This is a genomic window from Methanococcoides orientis, assembly GCF_021184045.1.
Lineage (GTDB): Archaea > Halobacteriota > Methanosarcinia > Methanosarcinales > Methanosarcinaceae > Methanococcoides > Methanococcoides orientis.
This window is the reverse complement of record NZ_CP073710.1, coordinates 2,353,713-2,375,205: the sequence shown is the minus strand read 5'-3', so window position 1 is coordinate 2,375,205 and position 21,493 is coordinate 2,353,713. Positions and strand designations below refer to the sequence as shown.

At 43.9% G+C, this 21,493-nt stretch carries 21 protein-coding genes; 12 read left to right on the top strand and 9 right to left on the bottom strand.

Annotated elements, in window-relative coordinates:
• Positions 1 to 67: 67 nt before the first annotated feature.
• The 9 genes from J7W08_RS11550 to cobD (J7W08_RS11510) all read right to left on the bottom strand — a co-directional run bounded on the left by J7W08_RS11550 (position 68) and on the right by cobD (J7W08_RS11510) (position 8,263).
• Positions 68 to 799 carry an RAD55 family ATPase gene (locus J7W08_RS11550; protein WP_233084584.1) on the bottom strand — a complete coding sequence of 244 codons (732 nt, stop codon included), beginning with the start codon at positions 797 to 799 and terminating at the stop codon, positions 68 to 70.
• A 226-nt stretch (positions 800 to 1,025) separates the two neighbouring features.
• The gene (locus J7W08_RS11545) at positions 1,026 to 1,394 is read right to left on the bottom strand and encodes a hypothetical protein (RefSeq protein WP_233084583.1); all 369 of its coding nucleotides are present in this window, start codon (positions 1,392 to 1,394) and stop codon (positions 1,026 to 1,028) included.
• A gap of 28 nt (positions 1,395 to 1,422) precedes the next feature.
• The gene (locus tag J7W08_RS11540; protein ID WP_233084582.1) at positions 1,423 to 2,031 is read right to left on the bottom strand and encodes an NTP transferase domain-containing protein; all 609 of its coding nucleotides are present in this window, start codon (positions 2,029 to 2,031) and stop codon (positions 1,423 to 1,425) included.
• The gene (gene cobS / locus J7W08_RS11535; RefSeq protein ID WP_233084581.1) at positions 2,016 to 2,831 is read right to left on the bottom strand and encodes an adenosylcobinamide-GDP ribazoletransferase; all 816 of its coding nucleotides are present in this window, start codon (positions 2,829 to 2,831) and stop codon (positions 2,016 to 2,018) included. Before cobS ends, J7W08_RS11540 begins: the two co-directional genes overlap by 16 nt.
• Positions 2,828 to 3,415, bottom strand: a complete 588-nt coding sequence (gene cobZ / locus J7W08_RS11530) for an alpha-ribazole phosphatase CobZ (protein ID WP_233084580.1) — start codon at positions 3,413 to 3,415, stop codon at positions 2,828 to 2,830. The genes cobS and cobZ overlap by 4 nt, the downstream gene beginning before the upstream one ends.
• Positions 3,416 to 3,437: 22 nt before the next feature.
• Positions 3,438 to 4,433: a cobalamin biosynthesis protein gene (locus J7W08_RS11525; RefSeq protein WP_233084579.1), complete on the bottom strand. Its 996-nt coding sequence runs from the start codon at positions 4,431 to 4,433 to the stop codon at positions 3,438 to 3,440.
• Entirely contained in the window at positions 4,430 to 5,926 is a 1,497-nt protein-coding gene (cobD, locus tag J7W08_RS11520; protein WP_233084578.1) for a threonine-phosphate decarboxylase CobD, read from the bottom strand. The genes J7W08_RS11525 and cobD (J7W08_RS11520) overlap by 4 nt, the downstream gene beginning before the upstream one ends.
• Before the next feature lie 175 nt (positions 5,927 to 6,101).
• Positions 6,102 to 6,707: an NTP transferase domain-containing protein gene (locus J7W08_RS11515; RefSeq protein WP_233084577.1), complete on the bottom strand. Its 606-nt coding sequence runs from the start codon at positions 6,705 to 6,707 to the stop codon at positions 6,102 to 6,104.
• Between the two features lie 59 nt (positions 6,708 to 6,766).
• The gene (gene cobD / locus J7W08_RS11510; RefSeq protein ID WP_233084576.1) at positions 6,767 to 8,263 is read right to left on the bottom strand and encodes a threonine-phosphate decarboxylase CobD; all 1,497 of its coding nucleotides are present in this window, start codon (positions 8,261 to 8,263) and stop codon (positions 6,767 to 6,769) included.
• A 510-nt stretch (positions 8,264 to 8,773) separates the two neighbouring features.
• Between cobD (J7W08_RS11510) and pylS the strand changes: the two genes are divergently transcribed.
• The 12 genes from pylS to J7W08_RS11450 all read left to right on the top strand — a co-directional run bounded on the left by pylS (position 8,774) and on the right by J7W08_RS11450 (position 21,489).
• A complete protein-coding gene (pylS, locus tag J7W08_RS11505) occupies positions 8,774 to 10,015 on the top strand; it encodes a pyrrolysine--tRNA(Pyl) ligase (RefSeq protein ID WP_233084575.1) in 1,242 nt (413 codons plus the stop codon).
• A gap of 10 nt (positions 10,016 to 10,025) precedes the next feature.
• Entirely contained in the window at positions 10,026 to 11,078 is a 1,053-nt protein-coding gene (pylB, locus tag J7W08_RS11500) for a methylornithine synthase PylB (RefSeq protein WP_375141050.1), read from the top strand.
• A gap of 1 nt (position 11,079) precedes the next feature.
• Positions 11,080 to 12,162: a 3-methylornithine--L-lysine ligase PylC gene (pylC, locus tag J7W08_RS11495; protein WP_233084574.1), complete on the top strand. Its 1,083-nt coding sequence runs from the start codon at positions 11,080 to 11,082 to the stop codon at positions 12,160 to 12,162.
• Positions 12,163 to 12,174: 12 nt separating this feature from the next.
• The gene (pylD, locus tag J7W08_RS11490; protein WP_233084573.1) at positions 12,175 to 12,954 is read left to right on the top strand and encodes a 3-methylornithyl-N6-L-lysine dehydrogenase PylD; all 780 of its coding nucleotides are present in this window, start codon (positions 12,175 to 12,177) and stop codon (positions 12,952 to 12,954) included.
• 205 nt (positions 12,955 to 13,159) lie between these two features.
• Entirely contained in the window at positions 13,160 to 14,191 is a 1,032-nt protein-coding gene (gene mtbA, locus J7W08_RS11485; protein ID WP_233084572.1) for a methylcobamide:CoM methyltransferase MtbA, read from the top strand.
• Between the two features lie 400 nt (positions 14,192 to 14,591).
• Positions 14,592 to 14,969: a NifB/NifX family molybdenum-iron cluster-binding protein gene (locus tag J7W08_RS11480; RefSeq protein WP_233084571.1), complete on the top strand. Its 378-nt coding sequence runs from the start codon at positions 14,592 to 14,594 to the stop codon at positions 14,967 to 14,969.
• An 8-nt stretch (positions 14,970 to 14,977) separates the two neighbouring features.
• On the top strand, positions 14,978 to 15,835 hold the full coding sequence (locus J7W08_RS11475; RefSeq protein ID WP_233084570.1) for an ATP-binding protein: 858 nt from the start codon (positions 14,978 to 14,980) through the stop codon (positions 15,833 to 15,835).
• Complete coding sequence (locus J7W08_RS11470; protein WP_233084569.1) at positions 15,832 to 16,701, top strand: ATP-binding protein; 870 nt, start codon at positions 15,832 to 15,834, stop codon at positions 16,699 to 16,701. Before J7W08_RS11475 ends, J7W08_RS11470 begins: the two co-directional genes overlap by 4 nt.
• 38 nt (positions 16,702 to 16,739) lie before the next feature.
• On the top strand, positions 16,740 to 17,312 hold the full coding sequence (locus J7W08_RS11465; RefSeq protein WP_233084568.1) for a DUF1847 domain-containing protein: 573 nt from the start codon (positions 16,740 to 16,742) through the stop codon (positions 17,310 to 17,312).
• The gene (locus J7W08_RS11460; RefSeq protein ID WP_233084567.1) at positions 17,312 to 17,968 is read left to right on the top strand and encodes an MBL fold metallo-hydrolase; all 657 of its coding nucleotides are present in this window, start codon (positions 17,312 to 17,314) and stop codon (positions 17,966 to 17,968) included. Before J7W08_RS11465 ends, J7W08_RS11460 begins: the two co-directional genes overlap by 1 nt.
• A gap of 97 nt (positions 17,969 to 18,065) precedes the next feature.
• Positions 18,066 to 18,446 (top strand): NifB/NifX family molybdenum-iron cluster-binding protein, encoded by a 381-nt coding sequence (locus tag J7W08_RS11455; RefSeq protein WP_233084566.1) that lies wholly within the window; start codon positions 18,066 to 18,068, stop codon positions 18,444 to 18,446.
• Positions 18,447 to 18,699: 253 nt separating this feature from the next.
• Complete coding sequence (locus tag J7W08_RS11450) at positions 18,700 to 21,489, top strand: PGF-pre-PGF domain-containing protein (protein ID WP_233084565.1); 2,790 nt, start codon at positions 18,700 to 18,702, stop codon at positions 21,487 to 21,489.
• Positions 21,490 to 21,493: the final 4 nt, after the last annotated feature.

Sequence of the window (21,493 nt, the reverse complement as noted above, 5' to 3'; positions counted from 1 at the left end):
AGCTTAAGTATATTTAAAGTAAAAAAGGAAGGTACCTGAAAGGCACCTTTTCATTTATACGTTAATATTATTTCTCAAGATATGGTGACTGAGCAAGTACAGCCATACCACTGTCAGAAATATTGAGTACCCTAACTTCGTTGATGGTGCCTGAACCTCTGAGCTTCATTACATAGATGGTACGCTGGAGGTTGCTTCCTATGATCTCGCGACCAAGTTTGACAACAGCATCTGCACCATATTCAACCATCTCGTCCAGTCCGAACATAACACCAACGGTTACAAGAGCTGTAACATTGCGTTTCCTGAAGATACCAAAGATATCATCGATCAATGTGCGCAGCTTGTAGTTGGACTCAATTGCAAGGAACATTGCTTCAATGGAATCGATGAACACACGATCAGGTTTTGTTTCCTCGATCTTGCTTTCCACCAGTTTCTTGAAGCTCTTGATAAGCTCTGTCGGAGCGATCTCCACACTCTTCTGGAGACGAAGGCTTGGGTCTGTGATGTCTACAAATACCAGTTTGCCTTCTGCGACCATGGAATCGAGATCCCATCCGAAGGATGCTTGCATTTCACGTACGAGAGACTTGGATTCCTCGGATGTGATGATGCACATCACGGTTTCGCCTTTTTCAATACCTTCCATCAGGAATTGGGTTCCAAAGATAGTTTTACCTGTACCGGACTTTCCTGAGACAACATTAGCAGTCCCTTTGAAGAAGCCCCCACGTAACATTTCATCCAATCCACGAATTCCCGTGCTAACCCTTTCTTGAGTTACTTCATCAGCCATCTTTACACCTGATAATATAGTTAGATCATATCGATATTTTTAAAATAGAATCATGAGATCCTGACAGACATAATGAATACTTTTTCCCACTACTCATATAGACAAGCACCCATTAGTATCTGTGTTATCTATACCAGTATGCCTTGTTATGATATAAAAAATGATTTATTTCCACACAGATGATCAGAATTGAACCATCAATTCGACCATCGATCCAACAATCATTTCAAGCCTCAACACCGACATCTTCCTCCCTTACGATCTCAAGAAAAATATCACGATACATCAATTTCTCTATCGTTCGGGAAACATATCCACGGTGCTGATGTTTCTGAATATCTTCATTAAGGCGCATGTCCGAATCGACCTGCACCCTTATAAGGCACAACCTGAACTGTTCTGCATCCTTGATCTCCATCATATAGAACTTCTCCAGAAGGAAGGGGAGAAGGTATGGGTCATCTATTGCCTCACAAAGAAGAAGCTGCTCTTCAGGAATATTGTGAATGTCAGTGCCAGCAGCGACATTCCCCGTAACCAGCCTTACTGTTTGCATGGAATATTTTTTATCACCCAGAATTGCGAATTCAACCATATTTAGCCTCCTTGAATATTAAAGCAGATCATCTATTTATGAGGATATTTTTGCACCGTTTCAGATCTTCCGCCGTATTTATGTTCAAAGCGATCTCAGGATCATCAAGCATGTAATTATGATATTTCTGCTCCTCATTGATATGCTTCCCATCAAGAATATTAATGCCAGCAGGCACAATTAGCTTACCGCTCCAATTGAAGACCGTGTCCGGTCGTATGCCCACCTCGCTGCAAAGAGAAAGAGGTATGAAAACGGACATTGACTCTTCCTCACACGATTCATAGGCATCAATGATGGAATCCAGGAGTGCCGGCGTCACAAGAGGAAGGTCAGACATTATTATCATCACAGGACCCTTTATACCTGAACTCTCCACGGCATAGACCATATCCCCTACATAGTTGTCACCTGCCGTATTGATCTCCTGTATATGATCACCATATTTCTCCCTCACAAGCTCTTCAGTAGCGGGCGTTGAAGGAGACACTGCTACGAATATGCGTTCGATGTGTGAAGACTTTTCCAGAGAATCGATAACGTAACTTATAAGAGGTTTACCAAGAAGTTCGACACATGGTTTTTCACCCATTCCAAGTCGAAGTCCCTGCCCGCCTGCCATTATAACAGCGTCCAAAGCAATCCTCCATTTCCATTATTGATAGCGATCACCATGAGAGTTATTGCGATCAGTACAATGATACGTGCGATCTCGTTTGCAGTTCCGATACAATCCCCGTTCACACCTTTGAAATGGCGGTTGGAGATGTTAATTATAACAAATGCGGAAATTATGGCTGCCAGATATCCGATAACTCCAATGGAACCGAAAGCCAGTACGCTTGCTACAATACCAAGTATGAAGGATACTACATATCTCGGGAAGGTCGTGCTGTTGATTATCATGGAACCAAGCCCTTCGTGAATGGGTTTCCCAAATGCAGCAACCGTAAGCATCGCCTGCTTGGCACCGATCTCGGCCACAAGTAACGAGACTGCAAGCATTAACGCAGCATTGTCAGAGAAGAATATGAGTTCAGCCTGAAGAGCAGAAATTGATGCATACAGAGCAAGCAATGCAAGAATTGCATAACCCACTCCCCCGATACCGAGGGCAACATCCTTGAGAGCTTTTATCTTCTTTTCAAGTGAACCGTGAGCAGTAGCTCCATCACCGAAATCCCCCAGGCCATCAAGATGGTTCAACCCCGTAAGATAGTAGATAAATACCATGATAAGAATTGCACTGATCTGGTCCGGCATCACAGTCTCAGTAATAAAAGCAAAGACCCCGATCATAAGACCCAGGACCACACCTGCGAATGTCTGTAGATAGCTACGCTTTACCAGCTCATCAAACCCTTCCATCGTCATACCCACAGGTATAGTGGAAAGGAAACCAAAACTTGTCTTAAGAGCAAGCAAAAAATTGTTCATGCTGCTATCACACCACTTACATCTTTATTTTTACGTGACTTTTTTTCATTTTCAGCAGCTTCAGCCATACCCCTTGTATACATGTTAGCTGAAACCCCACCAATAAGACCACCGATGACGTCGTCCATGAACGGACCTAACTTAGAGAGGATGCCGGGTTTTTGTTTGTCGAAACGCACGAACTCGAACATGCCTTTATCACCACTAATATACTTGGCAATGCTCATTCCGATTACCTCATCTGCGATGATGAATGTAAGGTCTTTCTCATAAGAACTCTTACTTATATTTGGCAGCTTACCTTTCTCACCATCCCTTTCCAGAAGGATGCCGGAATAGATCAGAAGGCAAAGGTTGGCATCAGATATGGCGATATCAAACTCCTTCCTGAAACGCGCTTCTGCGATCTCACGGGTCTCCAGACCGGGATGTGGAGCATAAAGCTCAAGAGCAGTATCCACAAGCATCTTCACGGTTATACCTTCCTCCTCCAGTATATCGATGATATCGGAGGTGATCTCACCTTCCAGCTCTTTTGGCTGGTCCTTCTTCAGGTCCTGAGAGTCTATATCTGAAAGTTTCATAATGATCACTCACATGGTATGATTAGATGTAGTTGATTATAACTGAAATTATATAGATTAACACTGCAAACGAGATCACTGCAAGTATCGAGGCTGCAGCAATTACCAACGATGCTTGTTTTATATCTTCTGCCACAGGCATGGAAAAATCCTTGCCGATCACATAGGTATTCGGTTTCTCCAGACGCACACCAAGCACACCGGCCACAGAAGCCATCGGATAACCGGAATTTGGCGAAGAGCATGAACGACAGTCACTGGTAGCACACTTTATCGCACCACCATGGTCAAGTTTCTTCCCTTGTGAGACCATTCCCGCAAGGACAGATCCAAGAGTGATGTAAATAACACAGATACGTGCAGGGATCCAGTTGAGGACATCATCGGTCTTTGCCGAGAAGTATCCAAGGTCCCTGTGTTTCTCATCCATGTAGCCTACCATTGAATCGAGGGTGCTCACTGCCTTGAACGCGTATGCCCCTATCAGACCATAAGGCCCAAGGATCGCATAATAAAACAGAGGGCTTAAAATGCCATCCACGAAATTCTCCGAGCAGGTCTCGATAACAGATGAAGAGACCTGACCTTCGCTTAGCTGCGAGGTGTCCCTGCTGACGTACATAGACAACTTCTGACGTGCAGAAGGCAGATCACCTTTTACTAGCTCAGTATTGACCTCGACACCAGCCTCTATAAGGCGGCGTATGGCAAAGGTGGACTTGAGGAAATAAGCTTCGATGAGAAGTACCACAAACCCAGGCAATATAGAGAGGTTTGCAACCAGCAGCACAGCATAGCCGATCGATGATGCAAACAGTATAACAACAAGGGCGAAAAGCACACCATAGAGCTTCCTGTGTGTGGCAGGAGCTGATCTTTTGAAGAAGCCGATCAGGTTGCCTATCCAGACCACCGGATGCAGAGCTGTTGGAGGTTCTCCTATCAACAGGTCAAATGCAGTTGCAAGGAGGAGCACCGATATGAGATGGTCAGTACCAGGAAGAAAAGGTTCGATCATAGAACAGGCTCCACGACCTTAGTCCATGCCTTTTTTAGTTTATCATCCATCTGGCCTTCACCGGAGAGTTCATTGAGGATATTTTCCACAACATCTTTTTGATGGACCACAACACAGTCTTCACAGCTCCAGACCTTGCCACCACTTGACCTATCCACCCATTTGCCCCCGGTTCGTTCATCCTCACATTTATAGAACGGACAGAAACAGAATGTACAGTCCTGACCAGGGAAATGATGACATGGATAGTACGGGCAATCAGTATTCGGACCCTGTGGCTTTGCATCCCCGCTTTCAAGCATACAGATAAGATCGAATCTTGCATTCTCCCGTGCTTTTTCAACGACAACTTTTCCGATAGCACGTGAAAGCCGGTCAGTCTCTTCCTTAGGCCTGACAGCTATCCTGACGTAATCCTTGCCCATGAACGGGAAGGAACTGCAATCCCTGATAAGCACCCCATGGGAAGCAAGACGTTCAGTCAGTTCGGTCGAATCAAATGAAGAATTGCTTATGTCTACAAGAATGTAATTGATCGTTGTATCTATCGGGATGAACTTGCGTATCCTTGAGATACGTTCTATGAGATATTCCCGGTCCTTCTTTATGGCTTCACGGGACTGAACAAGATAAGGACTGTCACAACCACCTTCCATGTTCATCAATGCAACACCGATCTCCTCAGGGATAGAACCAAGGTTCCAGGAAAGCCTTGCAGTATTAAGTGCTTCTGCCATTCTTTTTGAAGCTACACCAAAACCAATGCGGACCCCGGGAATTGCAAAATCCTTGGTCAGCGAGCGAAGTATGAATAGATGATCATTGTTCTCGACCATATCAGCAATACTCTGGGACGGATCATCAGCAAGTTCAATGAAAGCCTCATCAACGAAAAGAAGGGTGTGATTCAGTTCGCACCTTCTCGCAAGGTCAAGAAGGTCTTCCCTCTTACGTAATTTACCGGATGGATTGTTTGGGTTGCACACAAAGAGGAGCTTTGCACTTTCAAGGACCTCATCCGAAAGTCCCATGACCTCTTCCTGCTTTATGTACCGTACATCTGCCCCGGCAACTTTGCATTGCTGTTCATACTCTGCAAAAGTGGGGTGAGGTATGAGAACAATATCGTCATGCTCCAGAACTGCTTCTGCTACGAGCCTTATGATCTCACAGGAACCATTGCCAGGAACGATATTCTCAACAGAAAGTCCGTTTCCAAGGAAATTGACCGCTGCAGAACGATATTCCAGATAGCGATTATCCGGATACTGGGCAAATCTCTGCGCTGCCCGTTCCATGACATCATCAAGGTCAAGACCGCCTGAAGGATGATCAAAGGGACTTCCCAGAGGATTGAGGCTGGCGCTCAGGTCCAACATATCCGATTCAGGAATACCATAACGGTCAGCCATCTCACGAATAAGGCCTCCGTGAGCGGGACAGGCTAGTTCTACAACATGATCTTTAAGGGGGATTTGTTTTTTGTGCGACACGCTTATCGAATAATGTAAAGAACAGCAAATATATTAAGTTATTCAATTTAGGTTTCTTTAAAGGAATATGAGATTGAATTAAAACAGATGCTGCAACCAACAAATTTCTGAAGTAAAACAAGGAAAAATAAAGAGAAAGCTAATCAGTTTGGTTTGATTCAATCACAACAAGCATTCATCTCAACAACATTTCCTCACATTTGTGAAGACTTTCCACCGAATCAATACTGATAGCAACCTCAGGAATAGCAACAAGGTAATCAGTATCTTTCTGCTCTACATCTATAGTTATTGAATCAAGGATATTTATCCCCACAGGAACAAGCATTTCACCCTTTTTATTGAAAACGGTACCCGGCCTCAACCCAAGTTCACGATACAGACCAATGGGAGCGTAGACAGACATGGCAGGGAAACCAACTTTATCATAGGCTTTTACCATCATATCAATATGTTCCGATGTTACCAGCGGGAGATCCGGCATCAACACCATTACAGGACCGGTGATCCCGGAATCCTTTACGGCATTTACCATATCGCCCACATAATTGTCGCCCGAGGTTCTGAGAATTGAAACCCTGCCCGGATAATTATCCTTCACACATTGTTCAGTGTCCGGGGAATAAGGCGACACCTGAACAAATACTCGGTCGATATACATTGCACCAAGAAGTGAATCAAGAAGATAATTGATAAGTGGCCTATCTATGAGCATGACACATGCTTTCTCCTCCATGCCTAACCTCTGCGTTAGGCCACCTGCCATAATGATAGCATCCATTTTCAATTCTCCATATTAGAGGCGATCGGAAAAACCCATAATAGAGCCTGAACAACCGATCAAAGATTGGGAACCACTACTTTATCCCAGGCAACTTTAAGGTTATCCTCGGTCTCAATATCACGCATGAGGATCTTCAGAACATCCTGTACAATTTCTTTCCTGTGCATTATAGTACAACCCTCACAGTTCCAGACCTTGCTACCGGTGGTGCTATCGATCCAGCACCCACCTGTGCGAGGATCCTCACATGGATAGAACGGACAGAAACAGAAAGTACAGTCCTGGCATTGGAAGTGGCATGGATAGTATTCACAAGTATTTCTGGATGCAGGTTCACCGGATGCCGCACACTCGATGGTCTGCTTTAATTTCTCCTCGGCATAATCCTTCCCGGATTCGGTCAGAACATCCCCAATAGCCCGGATCAGCCGATCAGTCTCATCCCGAGTGCGAACTGCGATCCTTATGAAATCATTATCCAGCAGATAGAAAGAACTACAGTCCCTTACAAGGATACCATGGGATGCAAGCCGTTCTGTAAGTTCCACTGAATCCATCAAAAGTTCACTAATGTCAACAAGAACATAGTTCACAGTGCTTGGAAGGGGTTTAAAGCCATAGATACCGGAAAGTCGCTCTACAAGATAGTCCCTCTCCTGCTCAATGAAACTGCGGGACTCTACAAGGTATTTGCTGTAACATCCACCTTCCATCTCCAGAAGGGCAGTACCTACAACATCAGGAACAGAACCAAGGTTCCAGGAAAGTCTTGCAGTGTTCAATGCAAGTGCCATCTTCTCAGATGCAACACCAAATCCCAGACGTATGCCAGGGATTGCAAAGTTCTTGGTTAGAGAACGAAGTACAAAAATATGATCATTTGTCGCAGCTACATCAGCCACGCTCTGTGAAGGGTCAGCAAGTTCTATGAAAGCTTCATCGACGAACAGAAGAGTACCGTTTGCCTCACACCGTTTTGCAAGGTCAAGGATATCATCCCTTGGTATTAATTTGCCAGTGGGGTTGTTAGGATTGCAGACAAAGAGGATCTTTACATCATCCAATGCCTCATCTGAGATCTCCATCAGCCCTTCGTGCTCAAAGTAACGGATGTTTGCACCCATTATCCTGCACTGTTGCTCATACTCATCAAAAGTTGGCTGTGGGATACCCACAGTATCGTTCGTATCAAGCATACACTCTGCAACAAGGCGTATGGTCTCGCATGAACCATTACCGGGAATAATGTTCACAGCACTTATCCCATCACCCAAAAAGGATGCTGCGGCCTCCTTGTACTGTAGATAACGGTTATCAGGATAGTGATACATCCCCGGCTTCGAAGCGGCAAAGAGAGAAGCCAGGTCAAGACCATATTCCGGATGATCGAATGGGCTGTCTAAAGGGTTCAGGCTTGCGCTCATATCTATGATATCCGACTCAGATATCCCGTATTCCTGCGATGCCTTTCGCACAAGACCGCCATGCGATGCAGGCACAAGACCCACGATATGTTTTTTGAGAGGTAAACTTCTTTCATCTTCCAGATTCATCGTCACATTAATCGTGCTATGATATGAACAAAAGCTATATTAATTTATGTAAACTTTTCTTTAGAAACTCCGAAATTGTATTTCCGAACAGTTTTTTTTGAAGAGAAACGGAATCTATAGCAAACATACCATACGATTACTAAAATAAGACAACTGCAAATGTTCACAGATATGAATTGAATAAAAAACAATTAATCCGAAATTGTTAAATATGGAACCCAGCAATGAGAGTGTATCAGTGGAGTCATTGGATATTATATCCACTAAATGTCTACCACGAATATGTAAGGAAAGCCAGAGTATCCATAACCATTTAGCATATACAACATGGAGACTTGATCATGTAGATCGAACGGACTCTAAATCCGTTCAGCCGGGTTAGATTCCCGGAGTTTCCGCCAGATGGACATGGCTTTCCATTAAAACATATAGCACCATGATGTGACAAACATCGTGCGTGAGTAAAGGATGATGATAATATGAAGTACTTCGCAATAGGAGCATAGGCCTATGGAAAAGCAATTACTGGATGTTCTGGTCGGACTCAACGGAGTCTGGCTATCGCGAAGCGGATTACTTCATGGGATAAGAGACTTTGATATCACAAGGAATCATATTCATATTGAAACCGAGTGTGGGGCACGGTTTACAGTAAGAAATTCCAGATCCAGCCGTTCTGCAAGATCCCTAAGGAACAATAAGTACCGCAAACCTTGCAAGCGCTGTCGTCCAAGTGATGAACAGATCAATCGTTTTGTCAAAAAAACATTCAAAGAGAGAGGACAGACCGTTAGTGTGTTCTCCACAAAGAAGCCTACTCCCAAGAAGCCAAAACAAGCTGTTGTTAAATCCGTTTCAGTTTCTACACCAACTCCGACGACTGCAAGTGAAGCAGCCCCTGCCACACCTGAGAACAAAGGAGCAAAAGACAACAACAAGCCGGAAGTGAAATATTCACCTTCCCAGATCGAGAGGCTGAAGACACTGATGGCGCCTGATGACAAGATCCCGGTGCAGGGAGAATTACCGGAATTCAAGGATCTTGAAAAGGAACTGATCCAAAGAAGGCGCAACGACCTCATATCGATGTATGAAGAGGACAGGGAAGATCGCCTCGGTAAACTTGAAAGGACGATAACCGCGTTCTTCGTGGAAAGAGGTTTCCTTGAGATCAAATCCCCGATAATGATACCATTCGAATATGTCGAAAGAATGGGTATCGATAAGGACGATCATCTCTACAAGCAGATATTCCGTGTAGGAGACAACATGTGCCTGCGACCAATGCTGGCACCCTGCCTGTACAATTACCTGCGCAAGCTGGACAAGGTACTTCCGGACCCCATAAGGATATTCGAGATAGGACCATGCTACCGTAAGGAATCCGATGGCAGCAGACACCTGGAAGAGTTCACGATGCTGAACTTCTGCCAGATGGGATCCAACTGCACCAGAGAAGAACTGGAAGGCATCATAAGTGAGTTCCTCGAGTACCTGGGCATAGAGTATCAGATAGAAGCAGATGACTGCATGGTCTATGGAGATACCATCGACATTATGCATGGTGACCTGGAACTTTCCTCGGCAGTTGTCGGACCTATTCCTCTTGACAGAGAATGGGGAGTCAACAAACCATGGATCGGAGCAGGTTTCGGATTGGAAAGATTGCTTAAGGTCAAGCATGACTACACCAACATACGCCGTGCAAGCAGGTCCGAACTGTACTACAACGGAATCAATACTAATCTGTGAGGTGAATATCTTGTTTAAGAACATGGATAACGAAGACCTTGACAACTATGCAGAGCAGATCATAGACGGGGCACAGTTATCCGATGATGATATCAGGAGACTTCTTGAGACACAAAGTCCTGATGAAATTGAAAAGCTGCACTATGTAGCACGACGTATCAGGGACAATTTCTTCGGAAATAAGGTGTTCATGTACAGCTTTGTGTACTTCTCTACATACTGCAAGAACAAATGCACATTCTGTTACTATCGGAATGCAAATGAAATTGACAGATACCGTCTTAGCGTAGAAGACATCAGGAAGATCTGCCAGGTGATCAAGACCGAAGATGTACACATGGTCGACCTCACAATGGGAGAAGACCCATACTTCCACAACAAACCTGAACGGCTGGCAGAGTTTGTCAGGACCGTGAGGGAAGAGGTCGGAAAGCCGATCATGATATCCCCCGGAGTTGTTGACGATGATACCCTTGAAATGCTCAGGGACAACGGTGCCAACTTCCTTGCCTTGTATCAGGAAACATATGACATGGAACTGTACAAGCAACTAAGGGTTGAGCAATCATTTGAAGGCAGGATCAATTCAAGGAACCATGCTAAAAGGATCGGCTACTGTGTTGAGGATGGTATCCTGACAGAGGTCGAACCGGACATTGAATCCACCATCATATCATTAAGAGGACTGGCAACATCCGATCCGGATATGGTACGGGTCATGACATTCCTCCCACAGCATGGAACACCACTGGAAGGAAAGGAAATAAAGGACAGCTCATCAGAACTGAAGATAATATCCATACTCCGCCTTCTCTACCCGGACAAGCTTATTCCGGCATCACTTGACCTTGAGGGTATCGATGGAATGGTTCACAGGCTCAACGCAGGAGCAAACGTTGTCACATCCATAATATCTTCCAACTCATCCCTCGAAGGTGTCGTTAACTACGACAGAGAACATGCCGAAAGGGACAGGGATGTTAAGAGCGTCATCGCCAGACTGAAGACAATGGGCATGGAGCCCGCAGAACAATGCGAGTTCGAGAAGTTGTTGGGGCGATAGGATGACGACGATCTGTTTAATAGGAGGCAAGCTACAGGGATTCGAAGTGAACTACCTTGCCAGGAAAGCGGGGATGGACGTTGTTCTGATAGACCGGAACGAGAAGCCACTTATCCGCAATGTTGTTGACGAATTCTACTGTTTTGACATAATTCAGGAACCGGAAAGGTTTATCGACATCTCAAGGGATGTCGATGCCATAATACCGGTAAATGAGAACCTTAATACCCTGAACTTCATAAGGGATATCAGCAGCAAGCTGGATTGTCCCGTTCTTTTTGATTTTGATGCATACCACATCAGTATGGACAAGAACAGGTCCAAGGAATATTTTGTATCCATCGGGATACCAACTCCGGATGACAAACCATCCCAACCACCATATTTTGTAAAACCTCCCTGTGAAAGCAGCAGCATTGGAACCAAGATAATCTACGACGATAGTGAACTTGAAGGGATCGAACCTTCCATGATTATCGAGGAATACCTGGAAGGCGATGTTGTATCACTGGAGATAATCGGTGATGGCAAGCATTTTGCAGTGGTGAAGGAAACAAAGGTACATATCGATGATACCTACGATTGTCATATGATTACGCCTATCGACCACGACCCTGAATTCAGGCAGATATCATACCAGCTTGCTGCCAACCTCAACCTGAAAGGTATCATGGATGTAGAGGCAATAGCTTCCGACAGGGGACTTAAAGTTCTCGAGATCGATGCCCGTTTCCCAAGCCAGACACCAACGGCCGTATACCATTCAAGTGGCATCAACCTTGTAGAGATGCTGATGCAGGCTTTTACTGATGGTGTAACTGAGATAGAAAAGGCACCTGAAAAAGGATACTGCATCTTTGAGCACTTATTACTGAAAGATGGGGAACTTATACCCGTTGGAGAACACGTCCTGTCCATGGGAAACAGCTATGACCTGTTCCATGAGGAGAACGGACTTGAAATATTCAGATCTGAAGGAAAGGATACTGTATTCACACTCATCTCAAAAGGCATTGATGAAGATGAAGTGAAAATTACACGCAGCAGAGGAATTGCATATATCGGACAACATTATGGATTGTAAGAGGTAATCACTATGGCACTATTGACACCTGAAGACCTGGAAGACCTGTTGAACAAGCTCAACATGAACAATAACATCATCAAAGAAGCCACCGGAATGGATATTGCACAGATATGCGAGGCAGTCTATGGTACAACCCCAGAGAAACAGAAAGTAGGGATCGTACCCATAACTTCCGGCAACGGCATAATCGGAAATTTCTCGGCATCCTTGCTTGCAATAACCGAATATTTCGGACTTGAAGGTTTTATTGCCGAGCATCCTGACATAACAGGATACCATCAGGCAGTGGCAGGTGGTGCGGACATAATACTGATGGCAGATGACCATATCTTCATTGCCCACAACCTTAGGAATGGTAAGATAGCAACCAACCATGTATGCACCGGCGTGATCTACTCGGAAATAGCTTCAAGGTACAAGCATGCCGATTCAAAGGATGTACTGGTCATAGGCCTTGGACGTGTGGGTTATGCCGGCGCGTCACATCTTGTAGAAAAGGGATTCAACGTATATGCTTGTGATCCGAACACCGATTTCATGAACAAGGCAATTGAAGAGCTTGGTGTGAAGGCATATGATGTTGACAAACCGAGGAAGTTCTCAATGGTCTTTGAGGCAACACCAAATGCAAATACCATATCAGAAGGAATGATCGCAGAACGCTGTCTTGTATCAACACCCGGGATCCCATGCGCCCTACCGGATGAACTTGTTGAAAAGTATGATATCGACCTTGTAATGGAACCACTGGTAATTGGAGTAGCAGCAATGCTCTATTCAGTTTTCTAAGAAGTTAGTGAAAAAGGAGTTATGTTTTGGCAGGAAGAAATGCCTGCTAAAAACATGCCCGAAATCAACATAATAAATCCATAATACTTGTCTAATGCGACTATTGCAGTTGATTTTTTCCAAACAAAAAGGTATATATATGGCAAATACATAGCGTATGTACCTTTCTAGCGATTATAAAGGATTTAAATTAAGGAGAATGTAAATGTCCGAATACACACAGAAGGAAAGATTAATTCGCGTACTGAATGGAGAGAAAGTTGACAGGATGCCAGCTATCTGTGTCACACAGACCGGAACAGTAGACCAGATGAAAGCAGTAAACATCTTCTGGCCAGAAGCAAACTATGATGCTGTACAGCTTGCAGGACTCGCAGAAGCAGGTCACACAGTTGTCGGTTTCGAAGCAGTCCGTGTACCATTCGACATCACCGCAGAAGCAGAGTTCTTCGGCTGTGGAATCAAAGACGGTACAGACGTACAGCAGCCATCCGTCATCAGCCACGTTGTAAACAGCCTCGATGACCTCAAGCAGTTCGAAGGATACGACGTCACAGACACAAGCAAGAGAATCTCCATCGTCCTCGAAGCAATCAAGATCCTCGCTGACAAATATGGAGAAGAAGTCCCAATCATCGGAAGTATGATCGGTCCTTTCTCCCTCGCACAGCACATCACCGGTGACTCCTGGTTCATGGACATCATGACAAAGGAAGAATACGGTCTTGAGATCATGGAATTCGCAACCGAATTCTCAATCAAATACGCACTCGCACAGGTCGACAGTGGCGCAAGCGTATTCTCCATCATTGACCCAACCGCAAGCTACCAGCTTATCGGTGCAGACTTCTACGCAAAGTTCGTAGTACCATTCCACCAGAAGCTCATTGACGCACTCAAAGAGCGTGGTGTACCAGCTGTACTCCACATCTGTGGTGACACAACCGAAGGTCTTGCACTCATGGAAACCTGTGGTGTAGCAGCAATCAGTGTTGACCAGAACGTTAACGCAGCAACAGCAGTCAGCAAGGTAGAGAAAGCACTCATCGTAGGTAACCTCGACCCAGTCAACTGCCTCTGGAACACAGACGTCGCAAACGTCAAAGCAGAGTCCGAGAGAGTACTCAAGGAACTCGATGGCAAGGGACTTCTCGCACCTGGCTGTGGTATCGTAAGCCAGACCCCAACCGAGAACCTCCAGGCAATGATCGAAGTAGCAAAGACTTGGACATACTAATTGTCCAATTCTTTTTTTCTTTAATTTCTTTTTTTTAATTCATTAAGCATTTGAACTTCATTTTGTCCGTATTTTATCCTTCTGCAAATTAATTCTGTTTGAACTTTTTCTCTGGCTTGATTCTATTCTGAGCTTCACTCTGAGCCTACCCCATATTCATTAATTTTTATCGGCATCCTTTAAAATCAAAAATGAACTATCTTCGGGACCCATTAGGACCTAAAGGACTTCAGATCCCAAAATCCAGCCCTATGGAAATAGGAATACTCCAGAAAGTGTTTTCCAATAGATGAAAATGTACAGATGAGAATAAATATATTAACGTTTCCCATTGGCTTTAAATACTTCATCGTATATGAGCATAATACATTAAATTCAAATATATACGAGAGGTAAAAAGATGAAAGTATGCGTACCTTCTGCAAAAAATGGTGGATTGGAAGATAATGTCGGACAGCACTTTGGAATGGTTCCGACCTATACTGTACTGGATACAGAAACAAATGATGTCCAGATCGTAGAGAACACAAGCCAGCACAACGGAGGCGTTGGACTGCCACCGGAACTACTATCAGAAGCAGGTGTCCATGTAATGCTTTGTGGAGGACTTGGAACAAAAGCTGTTAACATGTTCTCGGAATTTGGGATCGAGGTCTTCGTTGGAGCACAGGGAACTGTAGAAACAGCGATCAGCGATTGGAAAGAAGGCAACCTTGCAAGTCCAAACAGTGAAAATGTCTGCCAGGGACACGATCACGACCATGATCACCAACACTGAATGATATTATGAAGATCGCCATAGCAAGCGGAAAAGGCGGTACCGGTAAAACTACCGTAGCTGTGAACCTTGCCCTTTCGCTTCAGGACGCTCAGTTAATAGACTGTGACGTTGAAGAACCAAACTGCAACCTGTTCCTCAATAGGGAACTGGATCAGCTCACAGAAGTATCATCCATGATCCCCGAAATTGTGGAAGAGAACTGCACATATTGTAAGAAATGTTCTGACTTCTGTCGTTTCAACGCGATCGCAACCATCCCGAACAAGATCCTGACTTTCCCGACATTATGCCACAGCTGCGGAGGATGCATTATGGTCTGTCCTGAAGGAGCCATACAGGAACATGAGATAGTCACAGGGATCATCAGAAAAACTTCCGGAGATGATAAAAAAAGCCCTGAACTCTACGAAGGTTTACTGGACATCGGACAAACTATGGCATCACCTGTGATCAGTGAGCTTAAGAAGAACATCGATCCTGGGAAGACATCTATCATTGATGCACCGCCAGGAACCGCATGTCCGGTCCTGACAACACTTGAGGATGTTGACTACTGCATCCTTGTTACAGAACCCACTCCTTTTGGATTGCATGACCTGAAGCTGGCAGTGGAAGTAGTTCGAACACTTGAGATCCCACATGGGATAATCATCAACAGAAGTGGTAGTGGTGATAATAGTGTTGAAGAATTTTGCATGAACGAAAATGTAGAGATACTGATGAAGATACCCCATGACACAAAGATAGCGCAATTGTATTCGGAAGGGATACCATTTGTGCAGGAAATGGGACATTGGAAAGAGAAGTTCATACAACTCTACAGCTCGATACAGGACAGATATAGCAGGGAGATAGAAACATGAAGCAACTTGTGATCATCAGCGGTAAAGGAGGAACAGGGAAGACCACTATCACCGCTGCAATTGCATCAATGACAGAGAATGCCATAATTGCTGACTGTGATGTTGATGCCCCGAACCTGCATCTGATCCTGGAGCCTGAGATAATCGATACCTCCGACTTCTACGGAATGGAAATCGCACAGATCGATTCTGAAAAGTGTACCGGATGCAATATATGTATCGAGAATTGCAATTTTGATGCTATCCATACAGACCATTCCATAAACAGTTGCAAATGCGAAGGTTGCGGGGTCTGTGAATATGTTTGCCCTGAAAATGCTATCAAGATGATAAATAACCCTTCCGGAAGTGTTTTTAATTCCATGACCAGATATGGTCCAATGGTACATGCAGAGCTCATGATCGGGGAAGAAGCAAGCGGAAAATTGGTAACTGCAGTAAAAGAACATGCAGCATCACTTGCCAATGAGAATGAAGCCGAGCTTATAATATGTGATGGACCCCCCGGAACCGGATGCCCCGTAATAGCAGCCATTACAGGTGCAGACCTTGCCCTTATTGTCACAGAACCGAGCTTATCCGGAATACACGATCTGGAAAGGATCATACAGGTAACTGACCACTTCAGGATACCGGCAATCGTCTGTATTAATAAATATAACATCAATGAAGGGAACACAAAGCAGATCGAAAGTTCCTGCGAGGAAAATGGCATAATGGTAGCAGGAAAGCTTCCATATGATACAGTTCCGAACAAAGCGATGATCGGCAAAAAGACCATCATTGAATATGAAGACAATGAGTTCTCAGAAAAACTCCGGAACATCTGGAGAAAGGTAAGGTCAAAGCTCTGTGAAGATCAATGATCCGGAAAACAGATTAACTTTTAAGAGGTGAACAGGTCATGAAATGTGCGTCCTGTGATACAAGAAGATGCAGACAGGGAAAAGATTGCACTCCAAGAGAAGTACAACCAGAATATGCTTCAGAAGACCTTGAGATGATGAAGGCAGCTTCAAAGATAGAGGCGAACTTCTACATGGAGAAAACAAGGCTTGAAGAGCTGGTCCTTTTTGCAAAAGAGATGGGATATCGTAAGCTTGGAGTCGCTTTTTGCGTGGGCCTTGAGAACGAGGCCAGGACCTTTTGTAAGATACTTGAAAAGGACTTCATTGTTGAATCCGTCTGCTGCAAGATATGTGGTGTAGACAAGGAAGAATACGGACTGGACAAGATCAGAGACGGCAGGGAAACTACCTGCAACCCCATTGCACAGGCAATGATGCTCAACCGCGCAGGTACCGAACTTAATATCATCGTAGGACTCTGCATGGGTCATGATATATTGTTCAACAAGCATTCTGAAGCACCTGTTACTACATTCATTGTAAAGGACCGGGTACTCACACATAATCCTGCAGGAGCACTTTATTCCGGATATTACCTGAAGAAACGTTTCGGCTTGGAGAAAATGTGATGGAAATTACCATCGTCTATGACAATGAAGCAAAGACTGGCCTCAAAAAGGGCTGGGGATTTTCCAGTTATATCGAAACCGAAGACCGGAAAATACTGTTCGACACCGGATGGAACGGTTGTGCTTTAAGGAACAATCTTTCAGTACTTAGCATCCCGATCGAGGATATCGACATCCTTGTACTTTCCCACCAGCACTGGGACCATATCGGAGGTGTTCCGGAAATACTGGATGCTAACCCTGACCTCGAAATTTATGCTCCTGCATCATTTTCAGAGAAACTTAAAAATGAGATGTCAGCTCATTCAACTTTGCACGAGGTCACCGAAAAATGCAGGATATGCAACAACGTCTTTTCTACAGGTGAACTCGGAAATAACCCGAAGGAGCAGTCACTTATGCTCAAAACGGCCACCGGAATATATGTAATCACAGGCTGTGCACATCCGGGACTAGAGGCCATTATAGGAGCAGCAGAAAACGAGGGTAATGTCAGTGGCATCATAGGGGGATTGCATGATAGCCAGGAATACGATCTGCTGGAAGGACTTGAGTTCATAGGTGCAGGACACTGCACATCGAATATTGATACCATCAGAACAAAATTTCCGAATGCTTTTGTGCCTATTCCAGCAGGGTCCCGTTTCAAGCTCTGAATTGCCCGATAGTGCACTTCCAGATGACTGAAAGTTTACATGATGCAGAAGTATATCAAACAGTGAGAACATATTCTTTCAGAGAAAAGGTGAGAATATGAAAATTGCTATACCCAGCACGGAAAAAGGCGGATTGGATGATGACATCGAACTCCATTTCGGAAAGGCTGCAACATATACGATCTACGACAGCGAAACAGAAGAAGTTGAGATCATTGAGAACACGAGTGTCCACGTGGGCGGGAAGGGGCTTCCACATGAACTGCTGGTCAAGAATGGAGTTGATATCGTCCTGTGTTCCGGGGTCGGTCAGAAGATCGTTGACCTGCTGAACAAGAATGACATTGATATTTTCGTGGGTGCTGATGGTACGGTACAAGAAGCCATTAATTCCTGGAAAGCAGGGGATCTCTACCGACCAAAGAGCATAAACCTGAGCAAGGATCGCGGATTCGGGCTGACACAGCATAGCCTTTGAGAGGAAGAACAACGTTTGACCAGGAAAATATCCATGAAAGAGAAAACACAAGTAAATGTGACTCTTTTGTATTTTTCTATATATGTATTCTGAACTTTATAAGCAGCTATAATAATATATAAATACTATTATTTTTACTATGTGTAGCTACCGACTTGACCAATTATATTTTAATAATATTATATTACCAAGTTCGGAATTAGCCAACAATATATGTTCCCTTTGAATTTTCCAACAATCAGGATTTGTTCTTATGCGACCTGTTACAATAATTACACTGACAATATTAATATTTTGTATAGCTAATGTTGCACTTGCTATTCCTTCAGACGATAATTCACCTGCAATAAATGAAACTATAATTCCAGCACCAGAGTTGGCCCCCCTTAATCCGGCATTCATTGAGTATATGGAAAAACTGGAAGAAAACGAGGATAGGCAGGACTTCATAAAATCATCATCGCTAAGCACAGGCGAATCAATAAAAGAAAGATATCCTGTAAATGGCCTAATTCCATCCCCGGTTGACAATTCACATATATACAGGACCTATTCATCCGATGCAAATGATATTTTCTTTTTATCAGCATCTGAAGAAACCTTACCTTCATATTACGACCTTCGCAATGAGAGCAGGGTAACTCCTGTAAGGAATCAGGCAACATCAGGAAGCTGCTGGGCATTTGCTGCATATGCATCTCTAGAATCATGCATGATCCCCGATAGCGGATTTTATGACTTTTCCGAGAACCATCTTAAGAACATAATGTCAGAGAATTATTCAGAAGGATATGATCAGGACCCCAATATCGATGGTGGAAACTGCAATAAAGCCTTAGCATACCTGACCCGCTGGACCGGGCCGGTAAATGAATCCGATGACCCATATAACGACACATCAATTTATTCTGATACCAGCATCCCTGAAAGAAAACATGTTCAAGAGGTCATCTACCTTCCAGATAGGGATTATGAAACTTCACATGATGATGATTTTTTGAAAAATGCAGTCATGAAATATGGAGCAGTATACTCTTCTTTTGCTGTCAATTGGACTGGATTTGATGACAACGCTCTGACTTACTATTATAATGAGACTAATTATGTAGGAGGTCACGCTGTTGCCCTGGTGGGCTGGAACGATTCGTATCCAAAAGAAAATTTTAATATCATACCTCCTGGAGACGGTGCTTTTATCTGTAAGAACAGTTGGAACACCAGTGTTGGTGATGAAGGGTATTTCTATATCTCGTATTATGAACAAACATTTAATCGTGACATGGATCAGATAGCAGTCTTTGTCAGTGCGGAGGAGGTGGATAATTACGATAATATCTACCAGTACGACCCATTGGGATATACAGATAGCATGGGATATGAGAATGAAACTATCAATGTTTCATGGGCTGCAAACATTTTTACAGCAGGCTCCAACGAATATCTAAATGCAGTCAGTTTCTACACACCGGATGAGATGACGGACTATGAACTATACATATATATAAATCCGGATAAAGGACCCATCAACTCTTCCGGATATGAATATTTCACATCCGGTACCTTTGAGTATGCAGGATACCATACGCTCGATCTGAGTGAAACTGTTATACTCAAACCTAATCAGAATTTTTCCGTTGTGATCAATTTCACTGACCCGGATTATGCCAATCTTGTCGCAATAGAGAAACAACGACCAAACTACAGTAGCAAAGCAACAGCCAATCCCGGTGAAGGATATGTAAGTCCGAATGGCACCTCCTGGTCCGACATAACGGAATCATATGAAAATACAAGCATCTGCATCAAGGCATTTACTGATGAGCCGCATGTTGCAAAGATCATACTTGATCCGGTAAATGATACCATATATGCAGGAGAAACTTTGCAATTCAACGAGGAAGCATTCGACCAGTATAATTATCCAATTGATGCTAATGTTGTCTGGAGTTGTCAGAATGAGACTGTTGGTACCATTAATGCAACCTCAGGACTCTTTACCGCACACATTACGGGCAACACTACAATATTGGCAAGCAATTGTAGTGTAACAAATTCAACGAATATTACTGTCCTTGACAGACCTGTTTTCAGCATAACGGTAGATGAACCGCAGGAAGGTTACAATTACAGCACAGGTTCGATCTTCCTGAACGTGTCTGCAAATTTAGAAGTAAATACCTGGATGTACAACGTCAATTCCACAGGCAATCATACATTTACCCCAAACATTACACTAACTTTGCCAGAAGGTAAACATAATGTCACCGTGTTCGCCAACGATACAGTAGGCAATGTGGGATCAGCAATGGTTAATTTCACGATTGATATACCCCCACTCCCCAGTACTCCACGTAAAACCAGCTCATCTTCATCCGGCGGAGGAGGTTCAGGCAACACCGGTGAAGCCTTCGGGAATATTGCACTGAAAGAAGTGAAGACCATATTTACCAATAAAGATTCAGAGATTATCTATCACTTCGAAGAGGAAGATGACAAGATCGAGTACATTGGATTCTATTCATTGAAGAACTCAGGAAGAGTATCAGCAACTATCGAAGTCCTTAACGGAAAATCAACACTTGTTACCGAAAATCCACCAGGCATGGCCTATCAGCACATGAATATTTGGGTTGGGAAAGCAGGTTTTGCAACAGAGACCAATATTGTGGACCCGGTCATTGGGTTCAGGGTCAGCAAGTCATGGATCGTTGAAAATGATATTGATGAAACAACAATAACATTATGCAGGAATCATGATGGAAAATGGACACAGCTTTCTACCACGATACTCAACGAAGATATGGAATATATCTACTTTGAAGCCACAACCCCCGGATTTTCACCTTTTGCCATTGTTGGTTCTGCACAACAAATAGAAGTTACAGATCCAAGTTCGGAATTAGCGGATGTAACGGTGAGAAACAGCACAGTGGAATCAAACACAGAAACAGCATCTGAAAGCATGTCTCTTCCACTACTGTCAAATGGTATATTGATGACAATATTAGGATGTGCTTATCTGGCATTGAGAAAGCGAAGCTGATACT

Bases quoted from the DNA above. Each gene is read 5' to 3' on its own strand.
- pylS (WP_233084575.1), top strand. From the start codon at position 8,774: ATGGAAAAGCAATTACTGGATGTTCTGGTCGGACTCAACGGAGTCTGG.
- pylD (WP_233084573.1), top strand. From the start codon at position 12,175: ATGGCACTATTGACACCTGAAGACCTGGAAGACCTGTTGAACAAGCTC.
- J7W08_RS11455 (WP_233084566.1), top strand. From the start codon at position 18,066: ATGAAAATTGCTATACCCAGCACGGAAAAAGGCGGATTGGATGATGAC.
- mtbA (WP_233084572.1), top strand. From the start codon at position 13,160: ATGTCCGAATACACACAGAAGGAAAGATTAATTCGCGTACTGAATGGA.
- J7W08_RS11475 (WP_233084570.1), top strand. From the start codon at position 14,978: ATGAAGATCGCCATAGCAAGCGGAAAAGGCGGTACCGGTAAAACTACC.
- J7W08_RS11480 (WP_233084571.1), top strand. From the start codon at position 14,592: ATGAAAGTATGCGTACCTTCTGCAAAAAATGGTGGATTGGAAGATAAT.
- J7W08_RS11515 (WP_233084577.1), bottom strand. From the start codon at position 6,707: ATGGATGCTATCATTATGGCAGGTGGCCTAACGCAGAGGTTAGGCATG.
- J7W08_RS11525 (WP_233084579.1), bottom strand. From the start codon at position 4,433: ATGATCGAACCTTTTCTTCCTGGTACTGACCATCTCATATCGGTGCTC.
- J7W08_RS11550 (WP_233084584.1), bottom strand. From the start codon at position 799: ATGGCTGATGAAGTAACTCAAGAAAGGGTTAGCACGGGAATTCGTGGA.
- J7W08_RS11460 (WP_233084567.1), top strand. From the start codon at position 17,312: ATGGAAATTACCATCGTCTATGACAATGAAGCAAAGACTGGCCTCAAA.
- cobZ (WP_233084580.1), bottom strand. From the start codon at position 3,415: ATGAAACTTTCAGATATAGACTCTCAGGACCTGAAGAAGGACCAGCCA.
- J7W08_RS11545 (WP_233084583.1), bottom strand. From the start codon at position 1,394: ATGGTTGAATTCGCAATTCTGGGTGATAAAAAATATTCCATGCAAACA.
- J7W08_RS11450 (WP_233084565.1), top strand. From the start codon at position 18,700: ATGCGACCTGTTACAATAATTACACTGACAATATTAATATTTTGTATA.
- cobD (WP_233084576.1), bottom strand. From the start codon at position 8,263: ATGAATCTGGAAGATGAAAGAAGTTTACCTCTCAAAAAACATATCGTG.
- cobS (WP_233084581.1), bottom strand. From the start codon at position 2,831: ATGAACAATTTTTTGCTTGCTCTTAAGACAAGTTTTGGTTTCCTTTCC.
- pylC (WP_233084574.1), top strand. From the start codon at position 11,080: ATGACGACGATCTGTTTAATAGGAGGCAAGCTACAGGGATTCGAAGTG.
- J7W08_RS11465 (WP_233084568.1), top strand. From the start codon at position 16,740: ATGAAATGTGCGTCCTGTGATACAAGAAGATGCAGACAGGGAAAAGAT.
- J7W08_RS11470 (WP_233084569.1), top strand. From the start codon at position 15,832: ATGAAGCAACTTGTGATCATCAGCGGTAAAGGAGGAACAGGGAAGACC.